At 65.3% G+C, this 23,489-nt stretch carries 25 protein-coding genes; 11 read left to right on the top strand and 14 right to left on the bottom strand.

The features are described 5' to 3' along the window. Window positions 1-20: 20 nt before the first annotated feature. Window positions 21-1,466, top strand: coding sequence for an exodeoxyribonuclease I (gene sbcB, locus H3H37_RS07710; protein ID WP_182161119.1), 1,446 nt, complete (start codon window positions 21-23; stop codon window positions 1,464-1,466). Window positions 1,467-1,533: 67 nt separating this feature from the next. Here sbcB and pyrF read toward each other — a convergent pair whose 3' ends face one another. Further along, window positions 1,534-2,358 (bottom strand): orotidine-5'-phosphate decarboxylase, encoded by an 825-nt coding sequence (pyrF, locus tag H3H37_RS07705; protein ID WP_182161117.1) that lies wholly within the window; start codon window positions 2,356-2,358, stop codon window positions 1,534-1,536. A gap of 153 nt (window positions 2,359-2,511) precedes the next feature. On the opposite strand from pyrF, the gene H3H37_RS07700 reads away from it, so the two are divergent. After that, window positions 2,512-3,276 carry an SDR family NAD(P)-dependent oxidoreductase gene (locus tag H3H37_RS07700; RefSeq protein ID WP_182161115.1) on the top strand — a complete coding sequence of 255 codons (765 nt, stop codon included), beginning with the start codon at window positions 2,512-2,514 and terminating at the stop codon, window positions 3,274-3,276. Between the two features lie 52 nt (window positions 3,277-3,328). Here the strand turns inward: H3H37_RS07700 and H3H37_RS07695 are convergent, their stop codons facing one another. Further along, window positions 3,329-3,658, bottom strand: coding sequence for a hypothetical protein (locus H3H37_RS07695; protein WP_182161113.1), 330 nt, complete (start codon window positions 3,656-3,658; stop codon window positions 3,329-3,331). Between the two features lie 44 nt (window positions 3,659-3,702). Between H3H37_RS07695 and H3H37_RS07690 the strand changes: the two genes are divergently transcribed. Then, on the top strand, window positions 3,703-4,104 hold the full coding sequence (locus H3H37_RS07690) for a VanZ family protein (protein ID WP_182161111.1): 402 nt from the start codon (window positions 3,703-3,705) through the stop codon (window positions 4,102-4,104). A gap of 15 nt (window positions 4,105-4,119) precedes the next feature. On the opposite strand, the gene H3H37_RS07685 is transcribed toward H3H37_RS07690, so the two are convergent. Beyond that, window positions 4,120-4,428: a hypothetical protein gene (locus H3H37_RS07685; RefSeq protein WP_182161109.1), complete on the bottom strand. Its 309-nt coding sequence runs from the start codon at window positions 4,426-4,428 to the stop codon at window positions 4,120-4,122. Window positions 4,429-4,711: 283 nt separating this feature from the next. Between H3H37_RS07685 and H3H37_RS07680 the strand changes: the two genes are divergently transcribed. Continuing rightward, the gene (locus tag H3H37_RS07680; protein WP_229218724.1) at window positions 4,712-5,218 is read left to right on the top strand and encodes a hypothetical protein; all 507 of its coding nucleotides are present in this window, start codon (window positions 4,712-4,714) and stop codon (window positions 5,216-5,218) included. A gap of 46 nt (window positions 5,219-5,264) precedes the next feature. Here the strand turns inward: H3H37_RS07680 and H3H37_RS07675 are convergent, their stop codons facing one another. The 3 genes from H3H37_RS07675 to H3H37_RS07665 all read right to left on the bottom strand — a co-directional run bounded on the left by H3H37_RS07675 (window position 5,265) and on the right by H3H37_RS07665 (window position 8,965). Beyond that, complete coding sequence (locus H3H37_RS07675) at window positions 5,265-6,185, bottom strand: TraB/GumN family protein (protein WP_182161107.1); 921 nt, start codon at window positions 6,183-6,185, stop codon at window positions 5,265-5,267. Window positions 6,186-6,535: 350 nt separating this feature from the next. Next, window positions 6,536-8,038, bottom strand: a complete 1,503-nt coding sequence (locus tag H3H37_RS07670; RefSeq protein WP_182161105.1) for a dipeptidase — start codon at window positions 8,036-8,038, stop codon at window positions 6,536-6,538. A gap of 72 nt (window positions 8,039-8,110) precedes the next feature. Next, the gene (locus tag H3H37_RS07665; protein ID WP_182161103.1) at window positions 8,111-8,965 is read right to left on the bottom strand and encodes a substrate-binding periplasmic protein; all 855 of its coding nucleotides are present in this window, start codon (window positions 8,963-8,965) and stop codon (window positions 8,111-8,113) included. A gap of 161 nt (window positions 8,966-9,126) precedes the next feature. On the opposite strand from H3H37_RS07665, the gene H3H37_RS07660 reads away from it, so the two are divergent. Continuing rightward, complete coding sequence (locus H3H37_RS07660; protein WP_182161584.1) at window positions 9,127-10,299, top strand: MFS transporter; 1,173 nt, start codon at window positions 9,127-9,129, stop codon at window positions 10,297-10,299. Between the two features lie 20 nt (window positions 10,300-10,319). Here the strand turns inward: H3H37_RS07660 and H3H37_RS07655 are convergent, their stop codons facing one another. The 7 genes from H3H37_RS07655 to H3H37_RS07625 form a co-directional block, all read right to left on the bottom strand. Then, window positions 10,320-10,787: a hypothetical protein gene (locus tag H3H37_RS07655; protein WP_229218723.1), complete on the bottom strand. Its 468-nt coding sequence runs from the start codon at window positions 10,785-10,787 to the stop codon at window positions 10,320-10,322. Window positions 10,788-10,790: 3 nt separating this feature from the next. Further along, entirely contained in the window at window positions 10,791-11,645 is an 855-nt protein-coding gene (locus H3H37_RS07650; protein ID WP_182161101.1) for a hypothetical protein, read from the bottom strand. 1 nt (window position 11,646) lies between these two features. Beyond that, complete coding sequence (locus H3H37_RS07645; RefSeq protein WP_229218722.1) at window positions 11,647-12,471, bottom strand: hypothetical protein; 825 nt, start codon at window positions 12,469-12,471, stop codon at window positions 11,647-11,649. Window positions 12,472-12,599: 128 nt separating this feature from the next. Continuing rightward, on the bottom strand, window positions 12,600-13,112 hold the full coding sequence (locus H3H37_RS07640) for a DUF6160 family protein (protein ID WP_182161099.1): 513 nt from the start codon (window positions 13,110-13,112) through the stop codon (window positions 12,600-12,602). 157 nt (window positions 13,113-13,269) lie between these two features. Then, window positions 13,270-13,782: a DUF6160 family protein gene (locus H3H37_RS07635; RefSeq protein ID WP_182161099.1), complete on the bottom strand. Its 513-nt coding sequence runs from the start codon at window positions 13,780-13,782 to the stop codon at window positions 13,270-13,272. A 130-nt stretch (window positions 13,783-13,912) separates the two neighbouring features. Continuing rightward, window positions 13,913-14,425, bottom strand: a complete 513-nt coding sequence (locus H3H37_RS07630) for a DUF6160 family protein (RefSeq protein ID WP_182161097.1) — start codon at window positions 14,423-14,425, stop codon at window positions 13,913-13,915. Between the two features lie 158 nt (window positions 14,426-14,583). Further along, window positions 14,584-15,096, bottom strand: coding sequence for a DUF6160 family protein (locus H3H37_RS07625; protein WP_182161095.1), 513 nt, complete (start codon window positions 15,094-15,096; stop codon window positions 14,584-14,586). Between the two features lie 538 nt (window positions 15,097-15,634). Here H3H37_RS07625 and H3H37_RS07620 point away from each other — a divergent pair. The 6 genes from H3H37_RS07620 to H3H37_RS07595 all read left to right on the top strand — a co-directional run bounded on the left by H3H37_RS07620 (window position 15,635) and on the right by H3H37_RS07595 (window position 21,628). Then, window positions 15,635-16,399, top strand: coding sequence for a C39 family peptidase (locus tag H3H37_RS07620; RefSeq protein ID WP_182161093.1), 765 nt, complete (start codon window positions 15,635-15,637; stop codon window positions 16,397-16,399). A gap of 54 nt (window positions 16,400-16,453) precedes the next feature. Continuing rightward, window positions 16,454-17,497, top strand: a complete 1,044-nt coding sequence (locus H3H37_RS07615) for a transporter (RefSeq protein ID WP_182161091.1) — start codon at window positions 16,454-16,456, stop codon at window positions 17,495-17,497. A gap of 18 nt (window positions 17,498-17,515) precedes the next feature. Next, window positions 17,516-19,120: an OmpP1/FadL family transporter gene (locus H3H37_RS07610; RefSeq protein ID WP_182161089.1), complete on the top strand. Its 1,605-nt coding sequence runs from the start codon at window positions 17,516-17,518 to the stop codon at window positions 19,118-19,120. Window positions 19,121-19,152: 32 nt separating this feature from the next. Beyond that, window positions 19,153-19,731, top strand: a complete 579-nt coding sequence (locus H3H37_RS07605; RefSeq protein ID WP_229218719.1) for a DUF2059 domain-containing protein — start codon at window positions 19,153-19,155, stop codon at window positions 19,729-19,731. Between the two features lie 129 nt (window positions 19,732-19,860). Beyond that, entirely contained in the window at window positions 19,861-20,859 is a 999-nt protein-coding gene (locus H3H37_RS07600) for an AraC family transcriptional regulator (RefSeq protein ID WP_182161087.1), read from the top strand. A 76-nt stretch (window positions 20,860-20,935) separates the two neighbouring features. Further along, a complete protein-coding gene (locus H3H37_RS07595; protein ID WP_182161085.1) occupies window positions 20,936-21,628 on the top strand; it encodes a cyclic di-GMP-binding domain-containing protein, MshE-related in 693 nt (230 codons plus the stop codon). A gap of 103 nt (window positions 21,629-21,731) precedes the next feature. On the opposite strand, the gene H3H37_RS07590 is transcribed toward H3H37_RS07595, so the two are convergent. After that, a complete protein-coding gene (locus tag H3H37_RS07590) occupies window positions 21,732-23,363 on the bottom strand; it encodes a M28 family peptidase (protein ID WP_182161083.1) in 1,632 nt (543 codons plus the stop codon). Window positions 23,364-23,489: the final 126 nt, after the last annotated feature.

Raw genomic sequence — 23,489 nt, 5'->3', positions numbered from 1 at the left:
GCAGTATTTTTGACAATTCTATGACTTCCCACACTTTCCTCTGGCACGACTATGAAACCTTCGGCGCGCAGGCGCGCCGCGACCGCCCCGCCCAGTTCGCCGCCATCCGCACCGACGCCGACCTGAACGAGATCGGCGAGCCGATCATGCTGTACTGCAAGCCGGCCAACGATTTCCTGCCCGACCCGCAATCGTGCCTGATCACCGGCATCACGCCGCAGCAGTGCCTGGAATGGGGCGTGCCGGAGCACCAGTTCGCGGCCACCATCGAGCAGGCATTCTCCAAGCCGGGCACGGTGGGCGTGGGCTACAACACCATCCGTTTTGATGATGAGATCACGCGCTTCATGTTCTGGCGCAACCTGATCGATCCCTACGCGCGCGAATGGCAGAACCAGTGCGGCCGCTGGGACTTGCTGGACGTGGTGCGCATGACCTATGCGCTGCGCCCGGAAGGCATCGAATGGCCAACGCGCGAGGACGGCAAGCCCAGCTTCCGCCTGGAACACCTGGCCGCCGCCAACGGCCTGCTGCACGAGGCCGCGCACGACGCGCTGTCGGACGTGCGCGCCACCATCGCGCTGGCCCGCCTGATCAAGCAGAAGCAACCGAAGCTGTTCGACTTCTGCTTCGCGCTGCACAAGAAGGACCGCGTGGCCGACGAGATCGGCATGCACCTGGCGCCCGCGCTGCGCGCGCCGTTCCTGCACGTATCGGGCATGTTCCCGGCCGAACGCGGCTGCCTGGGCATCGTCTGGCCACTGGGCGTCCATCCGACCAACAAGAATGAAGTGATCGTGTGGGATTGCAGCTACGACCCGCGCGAGCTGGCCAAGCTGGACGCCGACACGATACGGCTGCGCCTGTTCAGCAAGGCCGACGCGCTGCCGGAAGGCATGACGCGCCTGCCGATCAAGAGCATCCACCTGAACAAATCGCCGATGCTGGTGTCCAACCTGAAAACGCTGTCGCCGGCCATGGCCGCGCGCTGGGGCATCGACGTCGAGCAATGCCGCGCCAACGCCGCGCTGGCGGCGGCAGCGCCGGACATGGCGGCCATCTGGGCCGAGGTATTCCACCGGCCCGGCGTGCCCGCGCTGGACGTGGACGAGGATTTGTACAACGGCTTCGTGGGCACGGGCGACCGCCGCCTGCTCGAATCGCTGCGCAAGGAAAGCCCGGCCCGACTGGCCACGCTGTCGCCCGTGTTCGACGACGCGCGGCTGACCGAACTGCTGTTCCGCTACCGCGCCCGCAACTTCCCCGAGACGCTGTCGGCGGCGGAAATGGAGCACTGGGAACAACACCGCGCGGCCCGCCTGTTCGATGGCGAAGCCGGCGCCCGCACGGTGGACCAGTTGTTCACCGAGATCGACCAGTTGCAGGAAACGGCCGACGAGCGCGGCGAGCACATCCTGGGCGAGTTGTACGACTACGCGGAGATGGTGGCGCCGGCGCGCTACTGACCTTCGGCGCAGCGCAGAGGGTCAGACTCCCCGCCTTGGCGCCGGGGTCTGCCCCTGGAGATACGCCTCAGCCGGCGCGGTACTGATTGATGGCGTCGCGCGTTTCCAGCGCCACGCGGCGGGCGGCGGCGGCGAAATCCTCACCGGCCTGCTGCGGTGCGTACAGGATCGCGCGCGAGGAATTGATCATCATGCCGTGGCCGCTGGCCGTACGGCCCGAACGCACGGTGGCCGCGATATCGCCGCCCTGTGCGCCGATACCCGGCACCAGCAGCGGCATGTCGCCAACGATGGCGCGCACCTGGGCCAGTTCCTCCGGGAACGTGGCGCCCACCACCAGCGCGCACTGGCCGTTGCTGTTCCACTTTTCGGCCACCAGGCGCGCCACATGCTGGTACAGCGGTTTGCCGTCCACGTTCAAAAATTGCAGGTCCGAGCCGCCCGGGTTGGAGGTGCGGCACAGGATGATGACGCCACGCTCGCTCCACTCCATGTAAGGCTCGACCGAATCGGAACCCATGTAGGGATTGACGGTGACGGCGTCGGCGCCGTAGCGGTCGAACGCTTCGCGCGCGTACTGGCGCGCGGTGGCGCCGATGTCGCCCCGCTTGGCGTCCAGGATCAGCGGAATGTGCGGATAGTTGGCGCGCGCATAGGCGCAGATCTGTTCCAGTTGCTGCTCGGCGCCCAGCGCCGCGAAGTAGGCGATCTGCGGCTTGAACGAGCAGGCCAGGTCGGCGGTGGCGTCGATAATCTCGCGGCAGAACTGGTAGATGCCGTCCGGCGCAGACTGGAACTGGGCCGGCAGTTTGGCCATGTCGGGATCGAGGCCCACGCACAGCAGGGAGTCGTTGGCCGTCCAGGCGGCGGATAATTTATTGATGAAATTCACGACAGGGCCCTTTATTCGATTGCAAACCCTCAATTGTAACGCGGCCACCCGCAGCCCGCGCGAAAACGGCCGCCACGGTGGAGTAAAATCCGCTACACCCTCCCCGTCCGGGCGCCACAAGCGCCCTCAACCTTCAGCATGGAAACGAGCCCAATGAAACTGACAAACAAAGTTGCGATTGTGACTGGCGCCACCCAAGGCATCGGCCTGGCGTGCGCCCAACGCCTGGTGGCCGAAGGGGCCAAGGTCATGCTGGTCGACATCAAGCCCGACGGCGCCCAAGCGGCCGCCGCGCTGGGTGCGCAGGCCCGCTTCTTCGCCGCCGACGTCAGCCAGAAAGCCGACGTGGACGCGCTGGTGGCCGCCACCCTGGCCGCGTTCGGCCAGATCGACATCCTGGTCAACAACGCCGGCGTCACCCACGCCGCCGACTTCCTCGACCTGACCGAGGAGGATTTCGACCGCGTGCTGCGCATCAATCTCAAATCCATGTTCCTGTGCGGACAGGCCGTGGCGCGCGAAATGGTCAAGCGCCACAGTGGCTGCATCATCAACATGTCCAGCGTCAACTCGGAACTGGCCATTCCCAACCAGGTGCCCTACGTCGTTTCCAAGGGCGGCATCAACCAGCTGACCAAGGTGATGGCGCTCAACCTGGCGCCGCACGGCGTACGCGTGAACGGCATCGGCCCCGGCACCATTTTGACCGAACTGGCCAAGAAAGCCGTGCTGGGCAGCCCGGAAGCGCGCCACACCATCCTGTCGCGCACGCCCATGGGCCGCTGCGGCGAACCCGAGGAAGTGGCGTCCATCGCCGCCTTCCTGGCCAGCGACGACGCCAGCTACATGACGGGCCAGACCCTGTTCGTCGATGGCGGCCGGCTGGCGCTGAATTACACCGTTCCCGTCAAGGATTGAGTGTTTCCGAGGAGATATAACTCAAAGGCATGACTGGTATCCGAAACGACAATTAGACATATATAACGCATCGCAGCATAATTACACCTGTCTCCACTATTCTCCTCCAAGAAAATAGTTTTAAGCCCGCTTTCATCAGCGGGCTTTTTTTTTCGCGCCGATTTTTGTTGCGCGCTGTCATGCCCGCGTCATATTGCCTCCCTATACTGGCCACATCTGCAATACATGCAACCGATACGCATGATTGCAGCCAGGCGCGCCGGACCGGTTCCGGCGCGCCACCTCCGGATTCCAGGCGCAGGCCGCTGGCTGCGCCCGCCACACCTCTCTTGGCCCGCATGGGTTTTTTGCGCCCGCTTTGACCAGCGGGCTTTTTTTTCATCGGGGACGTGGTATCTTTCCCATCATTTTTCCCAGGCCCAGCCCATGCCCGCCCTGCTCCACCAGATTTTCCTGACCGACTCGCACGCGCGCCTGCGCTACTGGAGCGCCATCGTCCTTTACGTGCTGATCCTGGTGCTGGGTTCGATTCCGGGTGCGCGCAGCGATATCGGCGAAGTGGCGTCCGGCGTGGTGCTGCATTCCTGTGCCTACGCCGGCCTGACCTTCCTGCTGTTCACGGGTGGCACGGGCGGAATCACGGCGCGCGCCGCCAAGGCCGTGTTCACCATCGCCGCCATGGGCGCGCTCGATGAGACCGTGCAGAGTTTCTTCCCCTACCGCCATGCGGCCGTGTCGGACTGGCTGGTTGATTGCACGGCCGCCGTGGTGGCCGCCAGCGTGCTGTGGCTGCTGTGGCGCCGCCGCAAGGCGCCGCTGGCCGGCTGACCCGGCCGCACACCCTCAACGGTCTTCCAGCCCCCCGTGCAGGGTATCGGGCCGGCCAGCCGCGCCGCCCTCCGCGTCGCGCGCCAGTTCCATGCCGATCTTGCGTAACAACGCGCGCGCCTGATGCCGGCTGCTGTGGCCGGGTACGGGCGACGTGGCACGCGCCACGTCCAGGCGCATATCCAGCAACTGCTCCGATTTGGCCAGCCGCACCAGCCCGTGCAAGGCATGGGCGAACACATGCCGCTGGCGGACGTCCGCCGGGTCGCCATACGTCGCATCAATTAATTCTTCAATAATATTATCTGTCGCGCGTGTCAACATTGGGATGTCCTGTGAATGGCTACCCAGCGATTATCACGTGTCCGCGACGGCATTCTTTTGAGATGCATCAACTCTTTCGCCGGGGGAATGAAGATGATTTTCAGACAATCATTTGTGCCAGATACAAGCTGGCCAACCTTGGATTTGATCCCGCTCAATACGCACGATTGCGCGCCGAACGAATGACGACATGGCCACTCTTACGTTGGCGGCCCATCGCAATGGCGGGCTTGCCATGCCGCCCCGGCACCACGGGGCGTCGACACCCCACAAGGAGAACAGCATGAACAACAAATCACCGATACGCTGGATGGGCGCCGTGTGCGTGCTGCTGGCTGCCTGCAGCAGCACCGACAGCAACCGCATGAGCTCAACGGAAGGCAGCACCAGCAGCAGCTATGGCAGCACGGGCAGCACGGGCAACAACACAGGCAGCAACTATGGCAACAGCAACGAAACGACGGGCAACATGAGCAGCAGCGGCAACACGGCCGCCACCACCGGCAGCGGCGCGTCCGCCACCAGTGCAACGGGCGGCAGCTCGGCCACGGCGCAGACTTCCTACGGCGTGGTGCAGACGATCGACCAGGTGATGCGCCAGGACGTGGGCGTGGGCGCCGTTGGCGCGGCAGCTGCGGGCGGCACCATGGGCGCCCCCACGGACAAGGTCTACCGCGTCAAAATCAAGCTCGACGATGGCACGGAACAAACGGTCGTGGTGGATACCATGCCCACTTACCAGGTGGGTGACCGTATCCGCTACAGCAACGGCACCGTGCAGCGCTACTGACAACGCGCGGCGCCACCCGCACGCGGGCCGGGGCCAGGCGACGCGCCTAGTACAACTGTTCGATGGCGTAACCGCGTTGCTTGAGCAATTGCGGCAAGCCCTGGTCGCCAGCCAGGTGCAGCAGGCCCACGCCGACGAAGGCCACGCGGTCCTGCTGCAGGATGCGTTCAATGGCGCTGGCCATTTCCGGATTGCGCTTGCCCAGCAAGGTCGTTTGCATGAAGGTCGCGTTGACGGAGCAACCGGCGGTGAACGCATGCAGCGCCGCGTCGATGCGCGGCGTGTCGGCCGCGCGCCAGGCATCGATCAGGTCGCGCGAGCGTTGCAGCGCCTTGCCGTCTTCGAGGTCGGCCAGGTTCTCGCGCAAATACTGCTCCTGCTGCGCGGCGTCGAGCGTGTCGAAGATGGCCAACTGGTAATCGGCGCTCTCCAGTTCGCGCACCCTCTTGTCCTGTTGCTTGGCCGCCGCCAGCAACACGTACTCGGCGGCGCCGCTGCGCCGGTAGCCGTTGCGGTCCAGTTCCAGGCCTTGCAGCAGGTTGCCGATCAGCCAGGGCTTGTAGCGTTCCACCTCATGCAGCGCCATGCCGGCGCGTGCCAGTGCCTGCACCAGCTGGCGCAAGGTGGCCGGCGAGATGTGGTGGACGATGCTGTCGCCGTCCGCGTACATGCCATGCTGGCGCAGCGCCGCCTGGAAGGCATCGTTGGAACGAATGTCGAGTTCGACCACGACGCTGCTGGCCGTGGCCAGCGCATGCGCCGCTTCCGGCGTCATCAGCGTATCGTCGCCCTGGCCGACGTGGATGGTGCCGTACAGGTAGCCCGTATGGCCGTCGTGACTGATGCGGTAGAGCGCGCCATGGCGCACCGATGCCGCCGCGCCCGCGATGGCGGCGCCATCCGTGGGCAAACTGTCGACGGCGCGCGCGGTGCCCGCACAGAACAGGCTCAGTACGGCTGGCAGCATATACAGCAGCACAGGCCGCAACACAGGCTGCAACGCACGCGGCAACACAGGCGCCAAAACACGCGGCAACACAGGCCGCAACGCAAGCAAACGGAGGACAGGCAGACGCATACGTTCCCCTTGCCGGACCGGGGACGGTGCGGCGGGCGGATTGATCAACATTAACGAGGAAGAAAGTGCGCCCAGGACGGGCATCACCGTTGCCTATGGTAAATCAGGGCGTGCCTGCTGGCAGCATTTATTTGGCGCGGGGAAGCAAAAAAATGGCGCTGTCCATGACGGGGAAACAGTCGTGGCGACGCGCGCCCCAGTGCGGGCGCGCGCGTCGCGCAGCAGGCCGGATGCGTGGCTCAGCGCGCCATTTCCACCATGGCCGTCGTGTACATCTGCAAGTTCAGCAACAGCTGCTTTTCCGTGATGAACTCGTGCTCGGAGTGGCCCGTGTAGACCGTGTGCGGCATGGCCGGGCCGAAGCTGACGGCGTGCGGGAACAGCCGCGAATTGGTGCTGCCGCCGATGGCCACCGGATGGGCATCGCGCTGGCCCGTGTAATGGCCGAACACGGTCAGCAGCGTATCGAGCTGGGGCGCGCTGTCCTGCAGCCACGGGTCGCCGATCTCGGCCGTCAACGTCGCTTGCGGCAGATGGGCCGCTTTCCAGCCATCGAACGCTTGCCGTACCTGGGCTTCCAGTTCTTCCTTGCTCTTGCCGCGCGGACGGCGCAAGTTGATGTTCAGCTCCAGCCCCGCCTCGTCCTGCTTGAGCACGGTGGGCGCCACCGTCATCGGCCCCATGAACGGGTCGCGGTAGGCGATGGCGCCGAAGCGTTCGCCGTACAGGCCGGTGCCCACCAGCTCGTTGAGCAAGCTGACCATGGCCGCCGGCGCCGTGCCCTGCCACGGACGCACCTGCAACGCGTCGGCCAGCATGCTAATGGCGTTGACGCCCGCCTCGGGCTTGGACGAATGGGCCGACAGGCCGCGCGCGGTGACCGTCAGCGCATCATCCTGCCATTGGAACTGGTAGTGCATGCCGGACTGGGCGGCACCGCGCGCGCGGATCTGCGCTTCCAGCGCCGGCGTCGCGTGGGCGATCACGGCGCTGGCATCCTCCGGTATCTGGCTGCCGAAAAAGCCGCCCTTGAACGATTGCAGCACGGGGCCATCCACGGCCGGCGCGGGCTGGGCCGGCATGCTGATCTTGAGCGCACCCCACCCTTTTTCGGCCGTCACGGCCGGATACTCGGAGTCGAGCGTGATGTTCATCTGCGGCGGCGGGTGGTCCTTCAGGAACGCCTGCAACGGCGCCCAGTCCGATTCCTCGGCCATGTACACGTACAGCTCCAGCCGCTTGCTCAAGTGAACCTGGCGGTCCTTGATGGCCTTCATCGCATACAGCGCGGTGGCGATCGGCCCCTTGTCATCCTCGGTGCCGCGGCCCAGCAGGCGGCCCGGCTCGCTGGTGCGGTCCAGATCGAACGGCGAGCGGGCCCACTTGGACGGATCGACCGGCTGCACGTCGCCGTGCGTGATGATGCCGACCCGCTCCTTGCCACTGCCCAGGCCGATCACCATCACATGGCCATAGTCGTGATAGTCCAGCCCCAGCCGTTGCGCTTCGCCCCGCAGATAGCGCTTGAACGCCTGCTGCTGCGGATTCTGTTCGAACGGCACGGCCGGATCGGCCACCGTGTTGTAACGCACCAGCTGGCCCAGCGTATCGATCAGCGCGCCACGGTAGGTGGCCAGCGCGTAGGCCGCCGTGCCGGTGGCGGTCTTGCTGAGCGGCGCGGCCGACGCGGCGCCCAGCCACGGCGCCAGTAGCAGTGGCAACAGCACGAGTTTTTTCAACATGAGCTTTTCGCAATGGTGATAATCGGGCAACGAGTCTAGCATGGGCGCGCCCGCCTTGCAGGGCACCACCCGCTATTGATAACGCGCCACGATGCGCGCCACTTCCCCGTCGTTGACGATATGCGCGATGGCCTTGTTGATGGCCGCCACGCCGACCTGCCCGCGCGGCGACACCGCGCATTGCCCCTGGTAGGACTTGACCAGCAACGGTGGGTAGACGGACAGCCGTTGCCCGGTCTTCTGGTGATAGTCGAGCGTGCTTTGCTGGGTGACCACATGGTGCAGCCGGCCCACGGCCATCTTGCGCAGATTGGCGGAGCTGGACGGGCCATCTTCGCGCACGAAACCGGGGCCCAGCAGCCGCTCCAGTTCCGGGTGGAAGTAACCAAGGACGGTGGCGATCGCTTGCCCCTTCAGGTCGGCCAGCCCGGCGGGCCGGGGCACGGACGTGTCGGTGACCACCACCTCGCGCAGCGGAAAGAATGGCTGGCTCCAGAGAAAATTGCCCGGCAACCAAGCGGGAATGTACATGCAGATCAGGTCGCCCTTGCCCTGCTCCAGCGCCAGCCCGATGCGCTTGCGGGGCAAGCCCAGGAACACGGCCTGCCGGCCCAGGCTGGCCGCCAGCGCCAAGCCCAGGTCGCGGTGCATGCCATCGACCAGCTGGTTGTCGCGAAACGCGGCCATCGGCATTTCCGTCCCCGTGTCCACCAGCACCACCAGCGATGCCTGCGTCGGCGCCGCCGCCGCGCCGGCCGCAACCAGCGTCAGGGCCAGGCCCAGTGCCGCGCCCCATGCCGAACCCCGCGCCGCACCCAGGACCGGGGCCAGCACGCGGTCCGCCAGCCGCGCATGGGCCGGCCGACGGGCCACGCCCCCGTCCACGCCACCGTTGCCCAAGTCCCCTGTGTTGTGATGTCCAGCCATGAGGGAATTATATGCGTTGTTGCGCTCCGGAATTTCCATCCCCGATCAAACTGAGGCACGCTCAGCAACAATTGGCAGCCGCAGTTAGAATGGCCGGCTAACGACTACCGGAGTCCGCCGTGACCACGACGCACGCCCAGCAACAAGACATCGCCCCGGCCATGGTGTGGCTGCTGGCCATCGCCAACGGCCTGATCGTGGCCAACCTGTACTACGCGCAAACCCTCGTCGGCCCCATCAGCCACGACACCGGCATGGCGCCCGGCGCGGCCGGCCTGATCGTCACGCTGACCCAGATCGGCTACTGCCTGGGCCTGCTGTTCATCGTCCCGCTGGGCGACCTGCTGGAAAACCGGCGCCTGATCGTCACCGCCCTGCTCACCAGCGCGGCGGCCCTGCTGGCCGCGTCCGTGGCCGGCAGCGCGCCCGTGTTCCTGGCCGCCGCGCTGTGCATCGGCCTCGGTTCCGTCGCGGCCCAGGTGCTGGTGCCGTTCGCGGCCCACCTGTCGCTGCCGGAAACGCGCGGCCAGACCGTGGGCAAGGTCATGAGCGGACTGCTGCTGGGCATCATGCTGGCCCGGCCCGTGGCCAGCCTGGTGGCCGGCGCGCTGGGCTGGCACGCCATCTTCATCATCTCGGCCGTGGGCACGGCGGCGCTGGCGCTGCTGCTGCACCGCCGCCTGCCATGGCGCCAGCCGGTGGCCACGCTGCGCTATCCGGCGCTGCTGGGTTCGATGTGGCAGTTGTTGAAAACGACGCCCATCCTGCGCCGCCGCGCCGCCTACCAGGCGTGCATGTTCGGCGCCTTCAGCCTGTTCTGGACCACGGTGCCGCTGGCGCTGATGGGGCCGTATTTCCGGCAGGACCAGACCGGCGTGGCCCTGTTCGCACTGGCCGGCGTGGCCGGCGCCATCGCCTCGCCCATCGCCGGGCGCCTGGCCGACCGTGGCCACAGCCGCCCCACCACGGCGCTGGCGCTGAGCCTGGGCGCGCTGGCGTTCGCCGCACCGCTGCTGCTGCAACTGGGCCGCGTGGCCGACCTGGCCTTGCTGGTGGCTGCCTCCATCGTGCTCGACATGGGTGTCTCAGCCAGCCTGGTGGTGGGCCAGCGCGCCATTTTCGCGCTGGGCGCGGAAATCCGCAGCCGCCTGAACGGCCTGTACATGGCGCTGTTCTTCATGGGTGGCGCGGCCGGCTCGTCGCTGGGCGGATGGATGTACGCCCACCATGGCTGGCATGGCGTGCTGCTGACGGGCCTGGCCTTTCCCGGCCTGGCGCTGTGCGTGTTCGTGACCGAATACCTGGCGCCTTCCGCACAACGCCAGCCGGCCTGACGGTTAGACGATCCGCATGATCAATGCGACCATAGCCGCACCTGGCCTTGCAACGAGACGTTGCCGTTGATGTTCAGGCTGCCCAGGTTGCCGGTGACGGGCGCCGTCGGGTCGGTCTGCACGCTAAGCGACTCGAAGCCGAAATTCCCGTACTTGACATAGCCGGGCAAGCCGATGGTGATGGTGTCGCCGCCGCCATCGCTGCGCTGCTGCACGCCGAGGCTGACGGCCCACATGTCGATGCTGCCGCGCAGGTTCTTGATCACGAGATAGCGGTTCTGGCCGTCGCCATTGAAGCCCAGCGACAAGCGACTGTCGGCCACGGCGCCCACCAGCGTGGGATCGTTGAGCACGATGTGGGCCGCGAAGCTGATGCCGTCGCCGCCGGTCACGTTCGACATTTCCGCGTCTTCCAGCGGACGCAGGCCGCCGGCCAGGGCTTGGGTACAGCCGGCCAGCGCCAGCAAGGTGAACCATAAACGTTTCATCTGTCAGCGCCTGAATTTGATGTCGAGATACTGGATCTGCATCGAGCCGATGCGCGAGGAGCCCAGGTCCACGGTGGGCTGGTTGGGGCTGTTGAACGAAATGTTGTCGATCACCAGGCCGCCGGCCGGCACCGTGCCGTTGCCGTAGCGGCTGTCGGGCCAGTCGATGCCGATGTGCAGGCGCGGTCCCGTCTCGTCCGTCAGCGCGTTGATCACGCCGGGCTGGGACGCCACCGAGGCGATGGCCCAGGGCGTGTTGTTGAAGGCGCCGTTGGCGTCCACCCCGCCGATATGGATGCCGCTCAGCGTCATCTGCTCGGTGGCGTCGTCGCGCCCGCGCGGACGCAAGGCCAGCTGGCCCACGTCCATGCGCAGCGCGGCGCCGAAGGCGATGCCATCGTTCACTTGCGGCGTGGTGAACTGCAGACCACCTCCATACATCACCAGGTCCTTGACCACCACGCTGCCGGCGTTGCGATCGATGCCGTCGCCGCTCACGCCCCAGTCCCAGGCGAACTGCCAGCGCTGGTCGGCGTTGGTGTTGACGGGGAAGCGCAGGTCGATCACGTCGGCCAGGCCGCTCGCGCCGGGCTCGATGTCGAGCCGGTAGGGGTCGGAATACGGCTGCGGATTGTCGCTGCGCGAGGCGCTGAATTTTTCCACCCACAGGCTGCGGCCATCGGGCGAGGTGTAGGTCAGGCGGGCGTCGCCGCCCATCGAGAAACCGTTGAGGTCGAAGCTCACGCCATCGCCGCCGCGCACGGACGACATGGCGTTGTCCGTCAACGGCTGCATGGCGCCGGCGCTTTGCCAGCACAGCAGGCCCAGCACGAGGAACAGGCAGCGGGAGGCCGTCATGTCAGCGCACCTTGGGCAGGTTGGGTGGCGTCACGCCGTTGGTGCTGATCGCTTGCAGCTTGTCGCGCCAGTTCAGCCAGATGCCGGCCTGGGCGGCGTCGGGCAGCTGCGTGGTGCCGGACGGCGCCTGGAATTGCACGCCCGTCTTCAGCACGGAAATCCAGAAGTCGCGGCTGGGGCCGTTCGCGTCGCCGGCCGTCACGCCACCGAGGTTGGCCAGCGACAGGCAAGGCGCCGTGCAGCTGCCATCCCAGCGCTTGCCGCCGCCCGTGGTGTCGGTGTGGCTGTCGAGCGTGATGGCGCTGCCGTCGGCCGCCTGGCCCTGCACCAGCATGGAGCCGGACAGGGTGCTCAGCTTCAGGCCCACGTCGCCGCTGATGGCGTCGAAACCGAAGCGCATGCCGATCACTTCGCGCGCGGCGTTGTCGCCCGCGTTGCGATAGACGAATTCGAAATAGGGATTACTGATGTGCACCAGGCGCTGGGCCTCGGTGCCGTCGCTGCGGCCGAACTGCAGCAGCGACATGTCGATATCGGCGCCGGTGCCGTTGCGCGGCGCGTAGTTGTATTCACCCAGGCGCAGGTTGCTGAAATTGGCGCTCAGGGTGATGTCGGCGTCCAGCGCCACCTTGGTGAAATCGAAGCCGCCATAGCTGCTGTTGGTCATGGCCATCAAGCCCTGGCCGTGCGTGGCCGACAGCTCCTCGTCATTGAGCGGGCGCATCTGGGCCGTCGCCAGTTGCGCCGTCAGGCCGGCCGTCAGCAGCACAGCCGCGCGGCACAGGCGAGCACGCAGACTCGGCTGGTAGGGGAAGGACTTCATCATCGGTTCAACCTGGCAGTGGCCGGGCGCCGCGCGTCCGGACTGGATGAACAGGATGCCGGCGCCGCGGCGCCCGCATCTTGCAATGTGACGGCCGCGCACGCGGCCGTTGGGTCAGCAGACAGGAGCGATTAGTGCGCCCAGATCCACACTTGGGTGCCGCGCAGGTCGACCTGGTTCATGGCGACCGAGCCGAACGAAGCAGCGTTGTTGCCCATCTTGATCGAGTCAACCGAGATGTTCATCAGCTTGCCAGCTGCAACTTGCACGTCGGCAGGGATGGCGATCTGCACCACGTCGCCGCCGGTAGCTGGGTTGTAGAAGGTGCCTGGGTTGGTCACGCCAGCGGCGCCGGCAGCGGCCAGGAAGGAGTTCTTCGACAGGATGTCGATGCTGGCAGCGATCAGGCCCTTCACTTTGATGCCGTTGAAGCTGATCGAACCACCACCCATGCCGTTGGCGTCGAGCGCGTCGGTGTCGGTGTAGACGAAGGAATCCATCTTGATGTTCAGGTTGGCGGCGATCGACACGCCATCCTGACCGCTAACAGCGCTCAGTTCGGTATCCTGGATCGGGGTCATGGCCGATGCGGACAGGGCCAGGGTTGCCAGAGCGGCTGCGACTGCGGTTTTGACGATTTGCATGGTGTGGTCTCCGATTGTATTTGTAATTTATGTTTGTAGTTGTAGGTGCTGCCGGTGTTACGGGTGTTGCCGGTGTTGCGGGCGGCGCCGGACCGGCGCCGCCGTCCTGGGACTCCGTCAGACCGTCCCGGCCGGAGCCGGTGCGGTCAAAGCCGGATTAGTGCGCCCAGATCCACACTTGGGTGCCGCGCAGGTCGACCTGGTTCATGGCGACCGAGCCGAACGAAGCAGCGTTGTTGCCCATCTTGATCGAGTCAACCGAGATGTTCATCAGCTTGCCAGCGGCAACTTGCACGTCGGCAGGGATGGCGATCTGCACCACGTCGCCGCCGGTGGCTGGGTTGTAGAAGGTGCCTGGGTTGGTCACGCCAGCGGCGCCGGCAGCGGCCAGGAACGAGTTCTTCGACAGGATGTCGATGCTGGCAGCGATCAGGCCCTTCACTTTGATGCCGTTGAAGCTGATCGAACCACCACCCATGCCGTTGGCGTCGAGCGCGTCGGTGTCGGTGTAGACGAAGGAATCCATCTTGATGTTCAGGTTGGCGGCGATCGACACGCCGTCCTGGCCGCTAACAGCGCTCAGTTCGGTATCTTGAATCGGGGTCATGGCCGATGCGGACAGGGCCAGGGTTGCCAGAGCGGCTGCGACTGCGGTTTTGACGATTTGCATTTGATGGTCTCCGAAAAGTAGTTTTGGTTTTTTGCTTATAGTTGTGTGTTGCGGGCGGCGCCGGGCCGGCGCCGCCGTGTTGCGTTGCCGTCAGACCGTGCCGGCCGGAGCCGGTGCGGTCACGAACGGATTAGTGTGCCCAGATCCACACTTGGGTGCCGCGCAGGTCAACCTGGTTCATGGCGACCGAACCGAACGAAGCGGCGTTGTTGCCCATCTTGATCGAGTCAACCGAGATGTTCATCAGCTTGCCAGCGGCAACTTGCACGTCAGCAGGGATAGCGATCTGCACCACGTCGCCGCCGGTAGCTGGGTTGTAGAAGGTGCCTGGGTTGGTCACACCAGCGGCGCCAGCAGCTGCCAGGAAGGAGTTTTTCGACAGGATGTCGATGCTGGCGGCGATCAGGCCTTGCACCTTGATGCCGTTGAAGCTGATCGAACCGCCGCCCATGCCGTTGGCGTCCAGCGCGTCGGTGTCGGTGTAGACGAAGGAATCCATCTTGATGTTCAGGTTGGCGGCGATCGACACGCCGTCTTGACCGCTAACAGCGCTCAGTTCGGTATCTTGAATCGGGGTCATGGCCGATGCGGACAGGGCCAGGGTTGCCAGAGCGGCTGCGACTGCGGTTTTGATGATTTGCATTTGGTAGTCTCCGAAAGTTTGGTTTTAATTAAGAGGTATTTCTATTTTTCTAAGGTTGCAGGACCATGTTAGGCACTGCCGCCGGGTCCGTCCAGCTTGCTGCGCTGACTTTGCAGGCCAACAAAACGGCCTGGGAAGCCAGCGCAGAGTGGCGCGGATTAGTGTGCCCAGATCCACACTTGGGTGCCACGCAGGTCAACCTGGTTCATGGCGACCGAACCGTAGGAAGCGGCGTTGTTGCCCATCTTGATCGAGTCAACCGAGATGTTCATCAGCTTGCCAGCGGCCACTTGCACGTCGGCTGGGATGGCGATCTGCACCACGTCGCCGCCGGTAGCTGGGTTGTAGAACGTGCCTGGGTTGGTCACACCTGCGGCGCCAGCAGCTGCCAGGAACGAGTTCTTCGACAGGATGTCGATGCTGGCGGCGATCAGGCCCTGGACCTTGATGCCGTTGAAGCTGATCGAACCGCCACCCATGCCGTTGGCGTCGAGCGCGTCGGTGTCGGTGTAGACGAAGGAATCCATCTTGATGTTCAGGTTGGCGGCGATCGACACGCCGTCCTGGCCGCTAACGGCGCTCAGTTCGGTATCCTGGATCGGGGTCATGGCCGATGCGGACAGGGCCAGGGTTGCCAGAGCTGCTGCGACTGCGGATTTGATCACTTGCATGTTGTTCTCCAAGATTAAGTTATTTAAAAATTTAGTGTTCTTGTCATGACCACCAGGCCCATGACCCCGGATAAAGGGCCACTGTGCGGAAATTGCCGCCTGTCTACCGCAATCTCCAACTGCGAAGCAGCGGGCGGGATCGCCATGAACTCTTAATATTTAAATATTAATTAAATTTATGATATTGGCCGGTCTTGGCCCCGGTCTACTGTCTCGCACTGACTCGCAAAGCCAACCACTTGACCTTGCGAGCCACCCAGAGGGAAGTGGGTGTTGTGGCGCTGTTGCTTGCGATAGCATAAGTTCTCGCGCGCATGTTAGAAGTTACTTTCTAAAAAAACAGATGCCGATCTCTTCCAAAAATGCGTTAATAAGTTACAAAAATACAAAGAACAGTTGTTGCCTTAATAAAGCACGATCGTTCTAATCGAGATAACTTGGAGATACGATGGAAGCAGTCATGGGACTCGGGGAAGCGCCTGCCCCCACGCCGCGCGTGCGGCCGATCTGGTTCGTCACCCACTAGGGGGACTGTCCCATGCTGATGATTCTGCTGGGCGTGGTCGCCGCCCTGATCGGTGGCGCCGGTGCCATGTCGCGCCACGAACCGCTGGACCGCCCCAAGGGCCAGCTGGAAATGCCGCAAGCGTTGCTGGGCGGCGGCCATTACAACCAGACGCTCGACGTCGAGCCCTACTCCGAGCTCAAATACCACAACATCGTGCACCAGGCGTATGACTTCAGCTGCGGCTCGGCCGCGCTGGTCACGCTGCTGACCTACCACCTGGGCCTGAACGTGACGGAACAGCAGGCCATGGAAGGCATGCTGGAAAAAGGCGAGAAGGAAAAGATCATCGAACGGCGCGGCTTCTCGCTGCTCGACATGAAACGCTACGTGGCCTCGCTGGGCGCCTCGGGCGCCGGCTACCGCGCCGAGATCGCCGACCTCCTGACCCTGACCGAACCGGGCATCGTGCCGATCGACTTCGGCACCAAGCACTTCGTGGTGCTGCGCGGCATCCGCAAGGATGTGGTCTACATCGCCGACCCGTCGCGCGGCAACCTGGTGTTCTCGCTCGACGAGTTCGCCAAGCTGTGGGACAAGAACGCCCTGTTCATCATCAGCCCCGGCAAAGGCAAGACGGCCGCCGGCAAGCTGGCCCTGACGGACAAGGAACTGGGCATGGTCGACATGGACCAGGTCACCAACCACGGGCGCCTCGACGCGCTCAACAACGCCGCCCACCTGCTGGAACGGGCCGTCAATTCAGGCGCCGCCGGCACCTGGATGCACCGCCAATAACGGCAAGGCAGCTCCCCCCGTCTATCTGCCCCAACTTTCGCCAGAGGATAGTTCATGATTGCACGCACCACGCCATACGCCCGCCCCGCCCTCGCCGGCGCCCTCGCGTCCGCCCTGCTGCTGGCCATGCCAGCGCACGCCCAGCAAACCCCGCCGGCCGATGCCGCCAAGCCGGCCGATGCGGCCGCCGTGCGCGAAGCGCTGGCCAAGAAGGAAGGCGAAGGCGACCAGAGCACGCTGCTGAAGGAAACCCTGACCTCGGTCGACAAGCAATACACGCTGATCCGCCACAACCAGTTCCAGTTCAGCTACGACCTCACCTACAGCTACATCGGCCAGGAAAAAATCATCACCGACCTCGCGGGCGGCGGCGTGTCGCTGTTCAGCATCGAGAACACCAGCTCGCACACCATCACCAACACCTTCTCGGCCGACTACGGCGTGCGCGACAACCTGACCGGCAACGTCACCCTGCCGGTGCTGTCGCGTTATTCCGACAGCGGCTCGGCCAGCGGCGTGTCGAACTCGCTGGGCGACATCTCGGTCGGCGCGCGCTTCCAGCCGTTCGAAGCCAAGCGCGACGCGCCCGGCGTGACACTGACGGGCAACGTGCGCCTGCCCACCGGCCGCAGCCCGTTCAAGATCATCGCCGGCAGCGGCCAGGCCACGGGCAGCGGCGTGACGGCCTTCTCGGCCGGCCTGAACCTGAACCGCATCGTGGATCCGGTGGCGCTGTTCGGCTCCATGAACGCCACCCTGAGCCTGCCGGCCGCCCATTTGTACCAGGTCAACGGCACCCGCATCCTGACCAAGGTGCAGCCGGGCGCCTCGGTCGGCTTCGGCATGGGCTTCGCGTACGCTTTGTCGTACGACATTTCCACCACGATGTCGTTCCAGGAAGCCATCTCGGCCGGCTCCAAGCTGCACTTCGCCGACGGCCTGGTGGCCAAGACCACCATGCAGACCTCGGCCATCCTGAACATGGGCCTCGGCTATAAAGTGTCGCCCAAGACCACGGTCAACCTGTCGGTGGGCATCGGCCTGACGGCCGACTCGCCCAACATCACGGTGGGCATGAACTTGCCGCTGTCGTTCTAAATGGCGGCGCGTACTGCAATGCAGCCGCTGCGGCGGCTGGTCCTGGCTGCGGCCGTGGCCGCCGCCTGCGCGCCGGCCGCGCACGCGGCGCTGACGGAGAACCTGACCACCAACGTCACGGCCATGGCGCTGGGCAACGCGGTCACGGCCGACCCGCCCGGCATCGGCTCGGTCCACTTCAACCCGGCCGGCCTGGCGCGGCTCGAAGGCGACAGCGAAACTATCCACAACTGGGCCGCCTCGATCCGCACCAGCGCCAGCTTCCGCCAGCCAGCCGGCTTCGACGTGGGCGGCTGGACCGACGACCCGCTGAACGGCAAGAGCACGGGACCGGTGCGCCAGATCATGTACGTGCCCGGCTACGGCATGCCGGGCTGGCGCCTGCCCGGCGTGGCAGTACCTGGCCTGGGCATGGCCTGGAACAAGAAGGGCTCGCCGTGGACCTTCGCCACCGACAGCTATATGTCGCAGGCGATGAGTGTGGACCGCACCACGGACGTGAACGACCCCGGCCAGTACCAAGGCCGCCAGATCCAGATCCAGCGCCTGGTCTACCTGTCGCCGTCGGTCGGCTACAAGTATTCAGACACGCTGCGCTTCGGCGCCGCCGTGCCGATCGCCCACGCCGCGTTCGTGGTCGACACCAATATGCGCTTCCCCAACGAACTGCTGGGCGTGTTCGGCAAGCTGCAGCAGGGCTGGTGCCCCGAGAACGGCGGCAACATCATCGACACCTTCGGCTTCGGCGTGTGCGGCGGCGGCAAGGATGGCATGGTCAGCCCGTTCAAGAAGGCGGCCAACATGCGGCTGGAAATGACGGCCCCGGTCGACCCGACGCTGAACCTGGGCGTGCTGTGGGAACCGAAGCCGTGGTTCGCGCTGGGCGCCGTCTACCAGGGCGGCTCCAAGACCCACTACACGGGCAACTACCAGTTCAGCGCGGATCCGATGCTGCGCAACTTCGTGCGCGGCCTCAATTCCAGCCTGCTGGGCCCGATCGCCGGCGCCGTACTCGGCTTTCCATCGTCGATTCCGGCCGTCCAGCATGGCAACATGAGCGCCACCATCCCCTTCCCCTACCACGTGCAGGTGGGCATCAAGCTGCGTCCGGTGCAGATGGTGCAGCTGAACGTGGACGCCAGCTATGCCAACTGGAACGAATGGAACGCGCTGACGTTCCAGTTCGACCAGAGCATCAAGCTGCTGGAAGTGGCGCGCCTGTACGGCATCCCCGATTCGAGCAAGCTGACCATCCCGCGCGGCTACAAGAGCTTGGTCAACCTCGGCTATGGCCTGCAACTGTATCCGCACGAGCGCGTCACCCTGCGTTTCGGCTATGAACCGCGCAAGACCTCGATCCCGTCGGACAAGGTGGACCTGATCGCGCCGCTGCCCAACACCAAGCTGCTGAGCGCGGGCTTCAACCTCAAGCTGAGCAAGACGATGGACCTGAGCGTGACCGGTTCCTACATGACGGGCAAGTTCAGCACCCCCGCCAACACCGACTGCAACATGAACTGCAACACGTTTTTGAACGTTATTTACAACCCGTATGCCGGCCTGGACGTCAATGCCGACATCCACGTGCGCTACTTCGGCTTCGAGCTGACCAAGCGCTTCTGAGCACGGCGCGACGGATTTTTTGAGGAGTGACCATGAAAGCAAACATCAAAACCACCATCGTGGCGCTGGCCCTGTGCGGCGCCAGCCTGAGCGCGCTGGCCGCCACCGCGACGCCTGCCCCGGCCGCCGCGCCGGCCCCCATCAGCCCGGCCAAGCAGGAATTGATCAACAAGATCCTCGCCTTGTGGAATATCGACAGCATCGGCCAGTCCATGCTGCAAGCGCCGGTGGCCGACGCCGTGCAGCAGGCGCGCGCCATGCTGCAAGGCCGCGCCTCGGTGGAAAAACGCGACGCCGCCATGACCGACATCGTGGCCGAGGCCCGCAAGTTCATGGAAGAAGCCACGCCGATCACGCGCGCCAGCGCCGACAAGCTGATCCCCACCACGGTGGCGCCCATCCTGGCCGAACGCTTCAATGAAGAGGAATTGCGCCAGCTGGTGACCATCCTCGAATCGCCGGTCAAGAAGAAATTCGAATCGCTGGTACCAGAAATGCAGCGCAAGCTGGGCGAAGGCGTGGCGGCCGACAGCCGTCCCGTGATCGACGCCAAGATGAAGGGCTTGACGGAAAAGATCGGCCTGCGCCTGCGCGCCGCCGTCACGCCCTGAAGCGGTGATGCCGCGCCCCCGCATCCCCGGTTCCATGTTTTCAGTGGTGACACACAGGAGGTCCAACTTGTCCACGTACACTGCCCCCGCCCCGGCCCGCGCCCCGTCCACCTTGCTGGAGGTGGCGCCATGACCTACTCATCCGCCCTGCACCTGGTGCGCGGCGTCAAATCGCGCCTGGCCCAGTCCGGCGTCGAGGCCGACGCCCTGTTCACCGAGGCCGGCCTGAATGAAGGCGACGGTCTCGCCTGCGACGCGCTGACCCTGTCCGACAAGCTCAGCCACCTGTGGGAATTACTGGTCGAGAAGTCCGGCGATCCCCTGCTGGGATTGAAAGTGTCCACCCCGCACCGGCTCGGCTGGCTGGGCGTGATGGGCCACATCATGCTGGTCTCGCCCACCGTGCAAAGCACGATCGAACGCTGCCATGGCCACACCCGGGTCGGCCTGGTGCTGCCCGGCGCCCGCCGCGCCGTGCCGCAGCAGCGCTATGACTTCGTCTGGTGCGTGCTGCTGCGCACCCTGCGCTGCGCTGCCGGACGCGACGACGCCACCCCGGTGGTGGTCGAATACGCGTTCCCGAAGCCGGCCAACGCCCACGCGTACGAGGAAACGTTCGGCTGCCCGGTCAAGTTCGACATGCCGCACAACGTGATGGAGTTCGCCGACGCCGACCTGGTGATGGCGCTGCCGCCCAACCCGCCGCTGCAGGATGGCGGCGGCCAGCGCGTGCTGGCCAGCCTGGCGCGCGCCGAGCCGCCCACGTTCTCGGCCAAGGTGCAAGGCTTGCTGGCCACGCTGCTGCCCAAGGGCCCACCGCACCGCGACGACGTGGCGGCCCAGTTGATGATGAGCGAACGCACGCTGCAACGCCGGCTGGCCGAAGAAGGCACCAGCTTCACCACGCTGGTGGACGACACCCGGCGCGAGCTGGCGCGCCAGTCGCTGAGCGCGGGCGAGCTGTCGCTCAAGATGCTGAGTTTCCAGCTGGGCTTCTCCGAGCCCAGCGCGTTCTACCGGGCCTGCAAACGCTGGTTCGGCATGGCGCCATCGGACATCGTGCACCTGGCCCACCAGCCGGGCCCGCAAGTGCCCGCGATGTTGCCGCCGCTGCGCGAAACGGCCTGAAGGGAGACACAGGCCGCAAGCGTAGTTGTTATCGACCTCAACGATCCACTCTAACCACGAAGAAGGGGAGTACGCCATGGGATGGCTGTCCACCAATCACCACAAGTCAATGTTCGGTCAGCTGCTCGTCAAGAAGAAGCTGATTACGCAGGAACAGCTGGACCGCGCTATCGAACACCAGCGCAACACGGGCCAGCGCCTCGGTGACATTTTTGCCGAGTGGGACATCATCACCCATGAGCACATCAACGACATTCTGCGCACCCAGCGCAACCTGCGTATGGCGGCGGCCATCGCCACGTCGTTGCTGGCGCCGCTGGAAACCTACGCGGCCGAGGTGCTGCCCACGCTGGCCGTGACCACCCCCGTCACGCTGCGCAAGGAACAGTCGGGCATGCAGATGCTCACCGAGGACGAGCTCGGCGACACGGCCGCGCAAGGCTTGAGCGAAGACCTGGTGGCCCAGGTGAAGAACTCGGTCAAGAGCAACGGCCTGGAGATCATTGGCGACATGGCCAAGATCGTCAACCCCGTACTCGGTTTCCTGGAATCGGACGTGACGATGAAGAACGTGCTGTACGATCCGACCAAGGCGGCCGCCACCATCAACAAGGATGGCTCGCTCACGCTGAGCCTGCCCACCTCGATCGGTGAGATGAACTTCAACAACATCCGCATCCGTGGTTCGGACGGCCCCAGCTTCGGCAGCATCGCCATCAAGGGCATCGACCTGACCGGCACCGTGATTTCGCTGTCGTTCCACCACTGAGTCCCCAAAAGACCGGGGCCGGCCAATCCGGGACGTACCGCAATGTGAACATTGCGCGACGTCCCGGACTGGCCGGCCCCGTTGGCCTAGTCGGTGGTATAGGTCAGTTGGCGACGCGCGCCTTGCCGAACGCGTCGCCAGCGCGCCACGCCGGCATCTTCGGCGCATTCGCCACCAGCCGGCCCAGGTTCAACGTGAACTGGGCCTGCTGCGTCATGCCCGACAAATCCCAGCTCGGGTCATACTCGTCCGTCACCTGGTGGTAGCGCGCCTGGTAGGCATCCATCTTGGCCTTGGAACCGGCTGGATCATGGATGAACTCGCGTCCCGCATCGATCGAGAACGCCGGCACGCCCGCCTTAGCGAAATTGAAGTGGTCGCTGCGGAAGTAGCCGCCGATCAGATCCGGCTCCGACGAAGCGATGTGCATGCCCATGCCCTTGGCGGCCACGGCGGCCAGCTTGCCCAGCTCGGTGCGCTCGCTGCCCTCGGTGCCGATGTCGCGCGTCTGGCCCACGAAGTTCAGGCTGTCCAAGTTCAGGTTGGCGGCCGTTTTGGCCAGCGGCCACAGCGGCGCCGCCGCGTAGGCCGCGCTGCCCAGCAAGCCCTGCTCCTCGGCCGCCACCCACAGGAACATCTGGCTGCGCTTGGCCGGCGCCTGCATGGCCGCCTTGGCCATGGCCAGCAGTGCGGCCGAGCCGGAGGCGTTGTCGACGGCGCCGTTGTAGATGGTGTCGCCGCTGTCGCCGTGCTTGCCCAGGTGGTCCCAGTGGGCGCTGTAGATCACCACTTCGTCTTTCAGCTTGGGATCGGTGCCCGGCACCACGCCGGCGATGTTGAATTGTTCCACCTTGCGCACCGCCGCTTTCATTTCGCCATCCAGCGTGGCGTTCAGGGCCACGGGCTGGAAGTCCTTGCGCTCTGCGGCCGCGCGCAACTGGTCCAGGTCCTGGCCGGCCGCCTTGAACAGGGCGCGCGCGGTGGCGTCCGTCATCCAGCCTTGCAGGCCGGTGCCGGTGGCGCGTTCGGCCAGCTGGAAGCGCTCCACGCCGGCCCAGCTGTGCTGCACCACGCTCCACGCGTAGGTGGCGCTGGCGTCCGTATGGATCAGCAACACGCCGGCCGCACCGCGGCGCTTGGCTTCCTCGAACTTGTAGGTCCAGCGGCCGTAGTAGGTCAGGCCCTTGCCGGCGAAGCGGTTCGGTTCTTCAGCCGTCGGTTGCGGGTCGTTGACCATCATCACCAGCAGCTTGCCAGTGACGTCCTGGCCCTTGTAGTCATCCCAGCCCTCTTCCGGCGCCGTGGCGCCATAGCCGACGAACACCAGCGGCGCGTTGAACGTGTGCGTGGCCTGGGCGTCGCCGGGCGCCCACACCCAGTCCTGGCCATAGGTCAGCGCCAGCGGCTGGCCGCCGGCCGTCAGGTGCAGCGAGCTCTGCTCGGGCAGGCCGACCACGCCGGCGATCTTGACGGACTGGCGATAGCTGTTGCCGTTGGCCGGCTTCAGGCCCACCGCCAGGGCCTGGTTTTCCAGGTAGGCCACGGTGAGGTCGGCGCCGCGCTGGCCGGTTCCCCGGCCTTCCAGCACGTCGTTGGAAAGGAAGGCCAGGTGGGCGCGCAGCGGCGCTTCCTGCACCTGCGGCGCGCTCGTGGCGCTGCCTGCATGGGCGGGAAAAGCCAGCGCCAGGCCGAGGGCCAGGGCGGTGGCGGCGAACGTAGGGGTCATTTTCTGCATGGGATCCTGTGGGGGTAGGTAAGGATATAAGTGCGAAGGATAAGTGCGACGGACGAATGCGACGGATAGGCGCGGTCCGGGTATGCCGCGCGCACATTGTAAGGCAACTGGCCGCGCCCGTTATTG

The organism is Rugamonas brunnea, assembly GCF_014042345.1.
Classification (GTDB): Bacteria; Pseudomonadota; Gammaproteobacteria; order Burkholderiales; family Burkholderiaceae_D; genus Rugamonas; species Rugamonas brunnea.
The sequence above is the reverse complement of the archived record's forward strand: the minus strand, read 5'-3'. Positions and strand labels throughout refer to the sequence as shown.

Bases quoted from the DNA above. Each gene is read 5' to 3' on its own strand.
- H3H37_RS07700 (WP_182161115.1), top strand. From the start codon at position 2,512: ATGAAACTGACAAACAAAGTTGCGATTGTGACTGGCGCCACCCAAGGC.
- H3H37_RS07590 (WP_182161083.1), bottom strand. From the start codon at position 23,363: ATGCAGAAAATGACCCCTACGTTCGCCGCCACCGCCCTGGCCCTCGGC.
- H3H37_RS07620 (WP_182161093.1), top strand. From the start codon at position 15,635: ATGCTGATGATTCTGCTGGGCGTGGTCGCCGCCCTGATCGGTGGCGCC.
- H3H37_RS07630 (WP_182161097.1), bottom strand. From the start codon at position 14,425: ATGCAAATCATCAAAACCGCAGTCGCAGCCGCTCTGGCAACCCTGGCC.
- H3H37_RS07650 (WP_182161101.1), bottom strand. From the start codon at position 11,645: ATGACGGCCTCCCGCTGCCTGTTCCTCGTGCTGGGCCTGCTGTGCTGG.
- H3H37_RS07645 (WP_229218722.1), bottom strand. From the start codon at position 12,471: ATGATGAAGTCCTTCCCCTACCAGCCGAGTCTGCGTGCTCGCCTGTGC.
- H3H37_RS07655 (WP_229218723.1), bottom strand. From the start codon at position 10,787: ATGAAACGTTTATGGTTCACCTTGCTGGCGCTGGCCGGCTGTACCCAA.
- H3H37_RS07605 (WP_229218719.1), top strand. From the start codon at position 19,153: ATGAAAGCAAACATCAAAACCACCATCGTGGCGCTGGCCCTGTGCGGC.
- H3H37_RS07610 (WP_182161089.1), top strand. From the start codon at position 17,516: ATGCAGCCGCTGCGGCGGCTGGTCCTGGCTGCGGCCGTGGCCGCCGCC.
- H3H37_RS07685 (WP_182161109.1), bottom strand. From the start codon at position 4,428: ATGTTGACACGCGCGACAGATAATATTATTGAAGAATTAATTGATGCG.
- H3H37_RS07690 (WP_182161111.1), top strand. From the start codon at position 3,703: ATGCCCGCCCTGCTCCACCAGATTTTCCTGACCGACTCGCACGCGCGC.
- H3H37_RS07615 (WP_182161091.1), top strand. From the start codon at position 16,454: ATGATTGCACGCACCACGCCATACGCCCGCCCCGCCCTCGCCGGCGCC.
- H3H37_RS07635 (WP_182161099.1), bottom strand. From the start codon at position 13,782: ATGCAAATCGTCAAAACCGCAGTCGCAGCCGCTCTGGCAACCCTGGCC.
- H3H37_RS07625 (WP_182161095.1), bottom strand. From the start codon at position 15,096: ATGCAAGTGATCAAATCCGCAGTCGCAGCAGCTCTGGCAACCCTGGCC.
- H3H37_RS07695 (WP_182161113.1), bottom strand. From the start codon at position 3,658: ATGAAAAAAAAGCCCGCTGGTCAAAGCGGGCGCAAAAAACCCATGCGG.
- H3H37_RS07660 (WP_182161584.1), top strand. From the start codon at position 9,127: ATGGTGTGGCTGCTGGCCATCGCCAACGGCCTGATCGTGGCCAACCTG.
- H3H37_RS07595 (WP_182161085.1), top strand. From the start codon at position 20,936: ATGGGATGGCTGTCCACCAATCACCACAAGTCAATGTTCGGTCAGCTG.
- H3H37_RS07665 (WP_182161103.1), bottom strand. From the start codon at position 8,965: ATGGCTGGACATCACAACACAGGGGACTTGGGCAACGGTGGCGTGGAC.
- H3H37_RS07600 (WP_182161087.1), top strand. From the start codon at position 19,861: ATGACCTACTCATCCGCCCTGCACCTGGTGCGCGGCGTCAAATCGCGC.
- H3H37_RS07680 (WP_229218724.1), top strand. From the start codon at position 4,712: ATGAACAACAAATCACCGATACGCTGGATGGGCGCCGTGTGCGTGCTG.
- H3H37_RS07675 (WP_182161107.1), bottom strand. From the start codon at position 6,185: ATGCTGCCAGCCGTACTGAGCCTGTTCTGTGCGGGCACCGCGCGCGCC.
- H3H37_RS07670 (WP_182161105.1), bottom strand. From the start codon at position 8,038: ATGTTGAAAAAACTCGTGCTGTTGCCACTGCTACTGGCGCCGTGGCTG.
- H3H37_RS07640 (WP_182161099.1), bottom strand. From the start codon at position 13,112: ATGCAAATCGTCAAAACCGCAGTCGCAGCCGCTCTGGCAACCCTGGCC.
- sbcB (WP_182161119.1), top strand. From the start codon at position 21: ATGACTTCCCACACTTTCCTCTGGCACGACTATGAAACCTTCGGCGCG.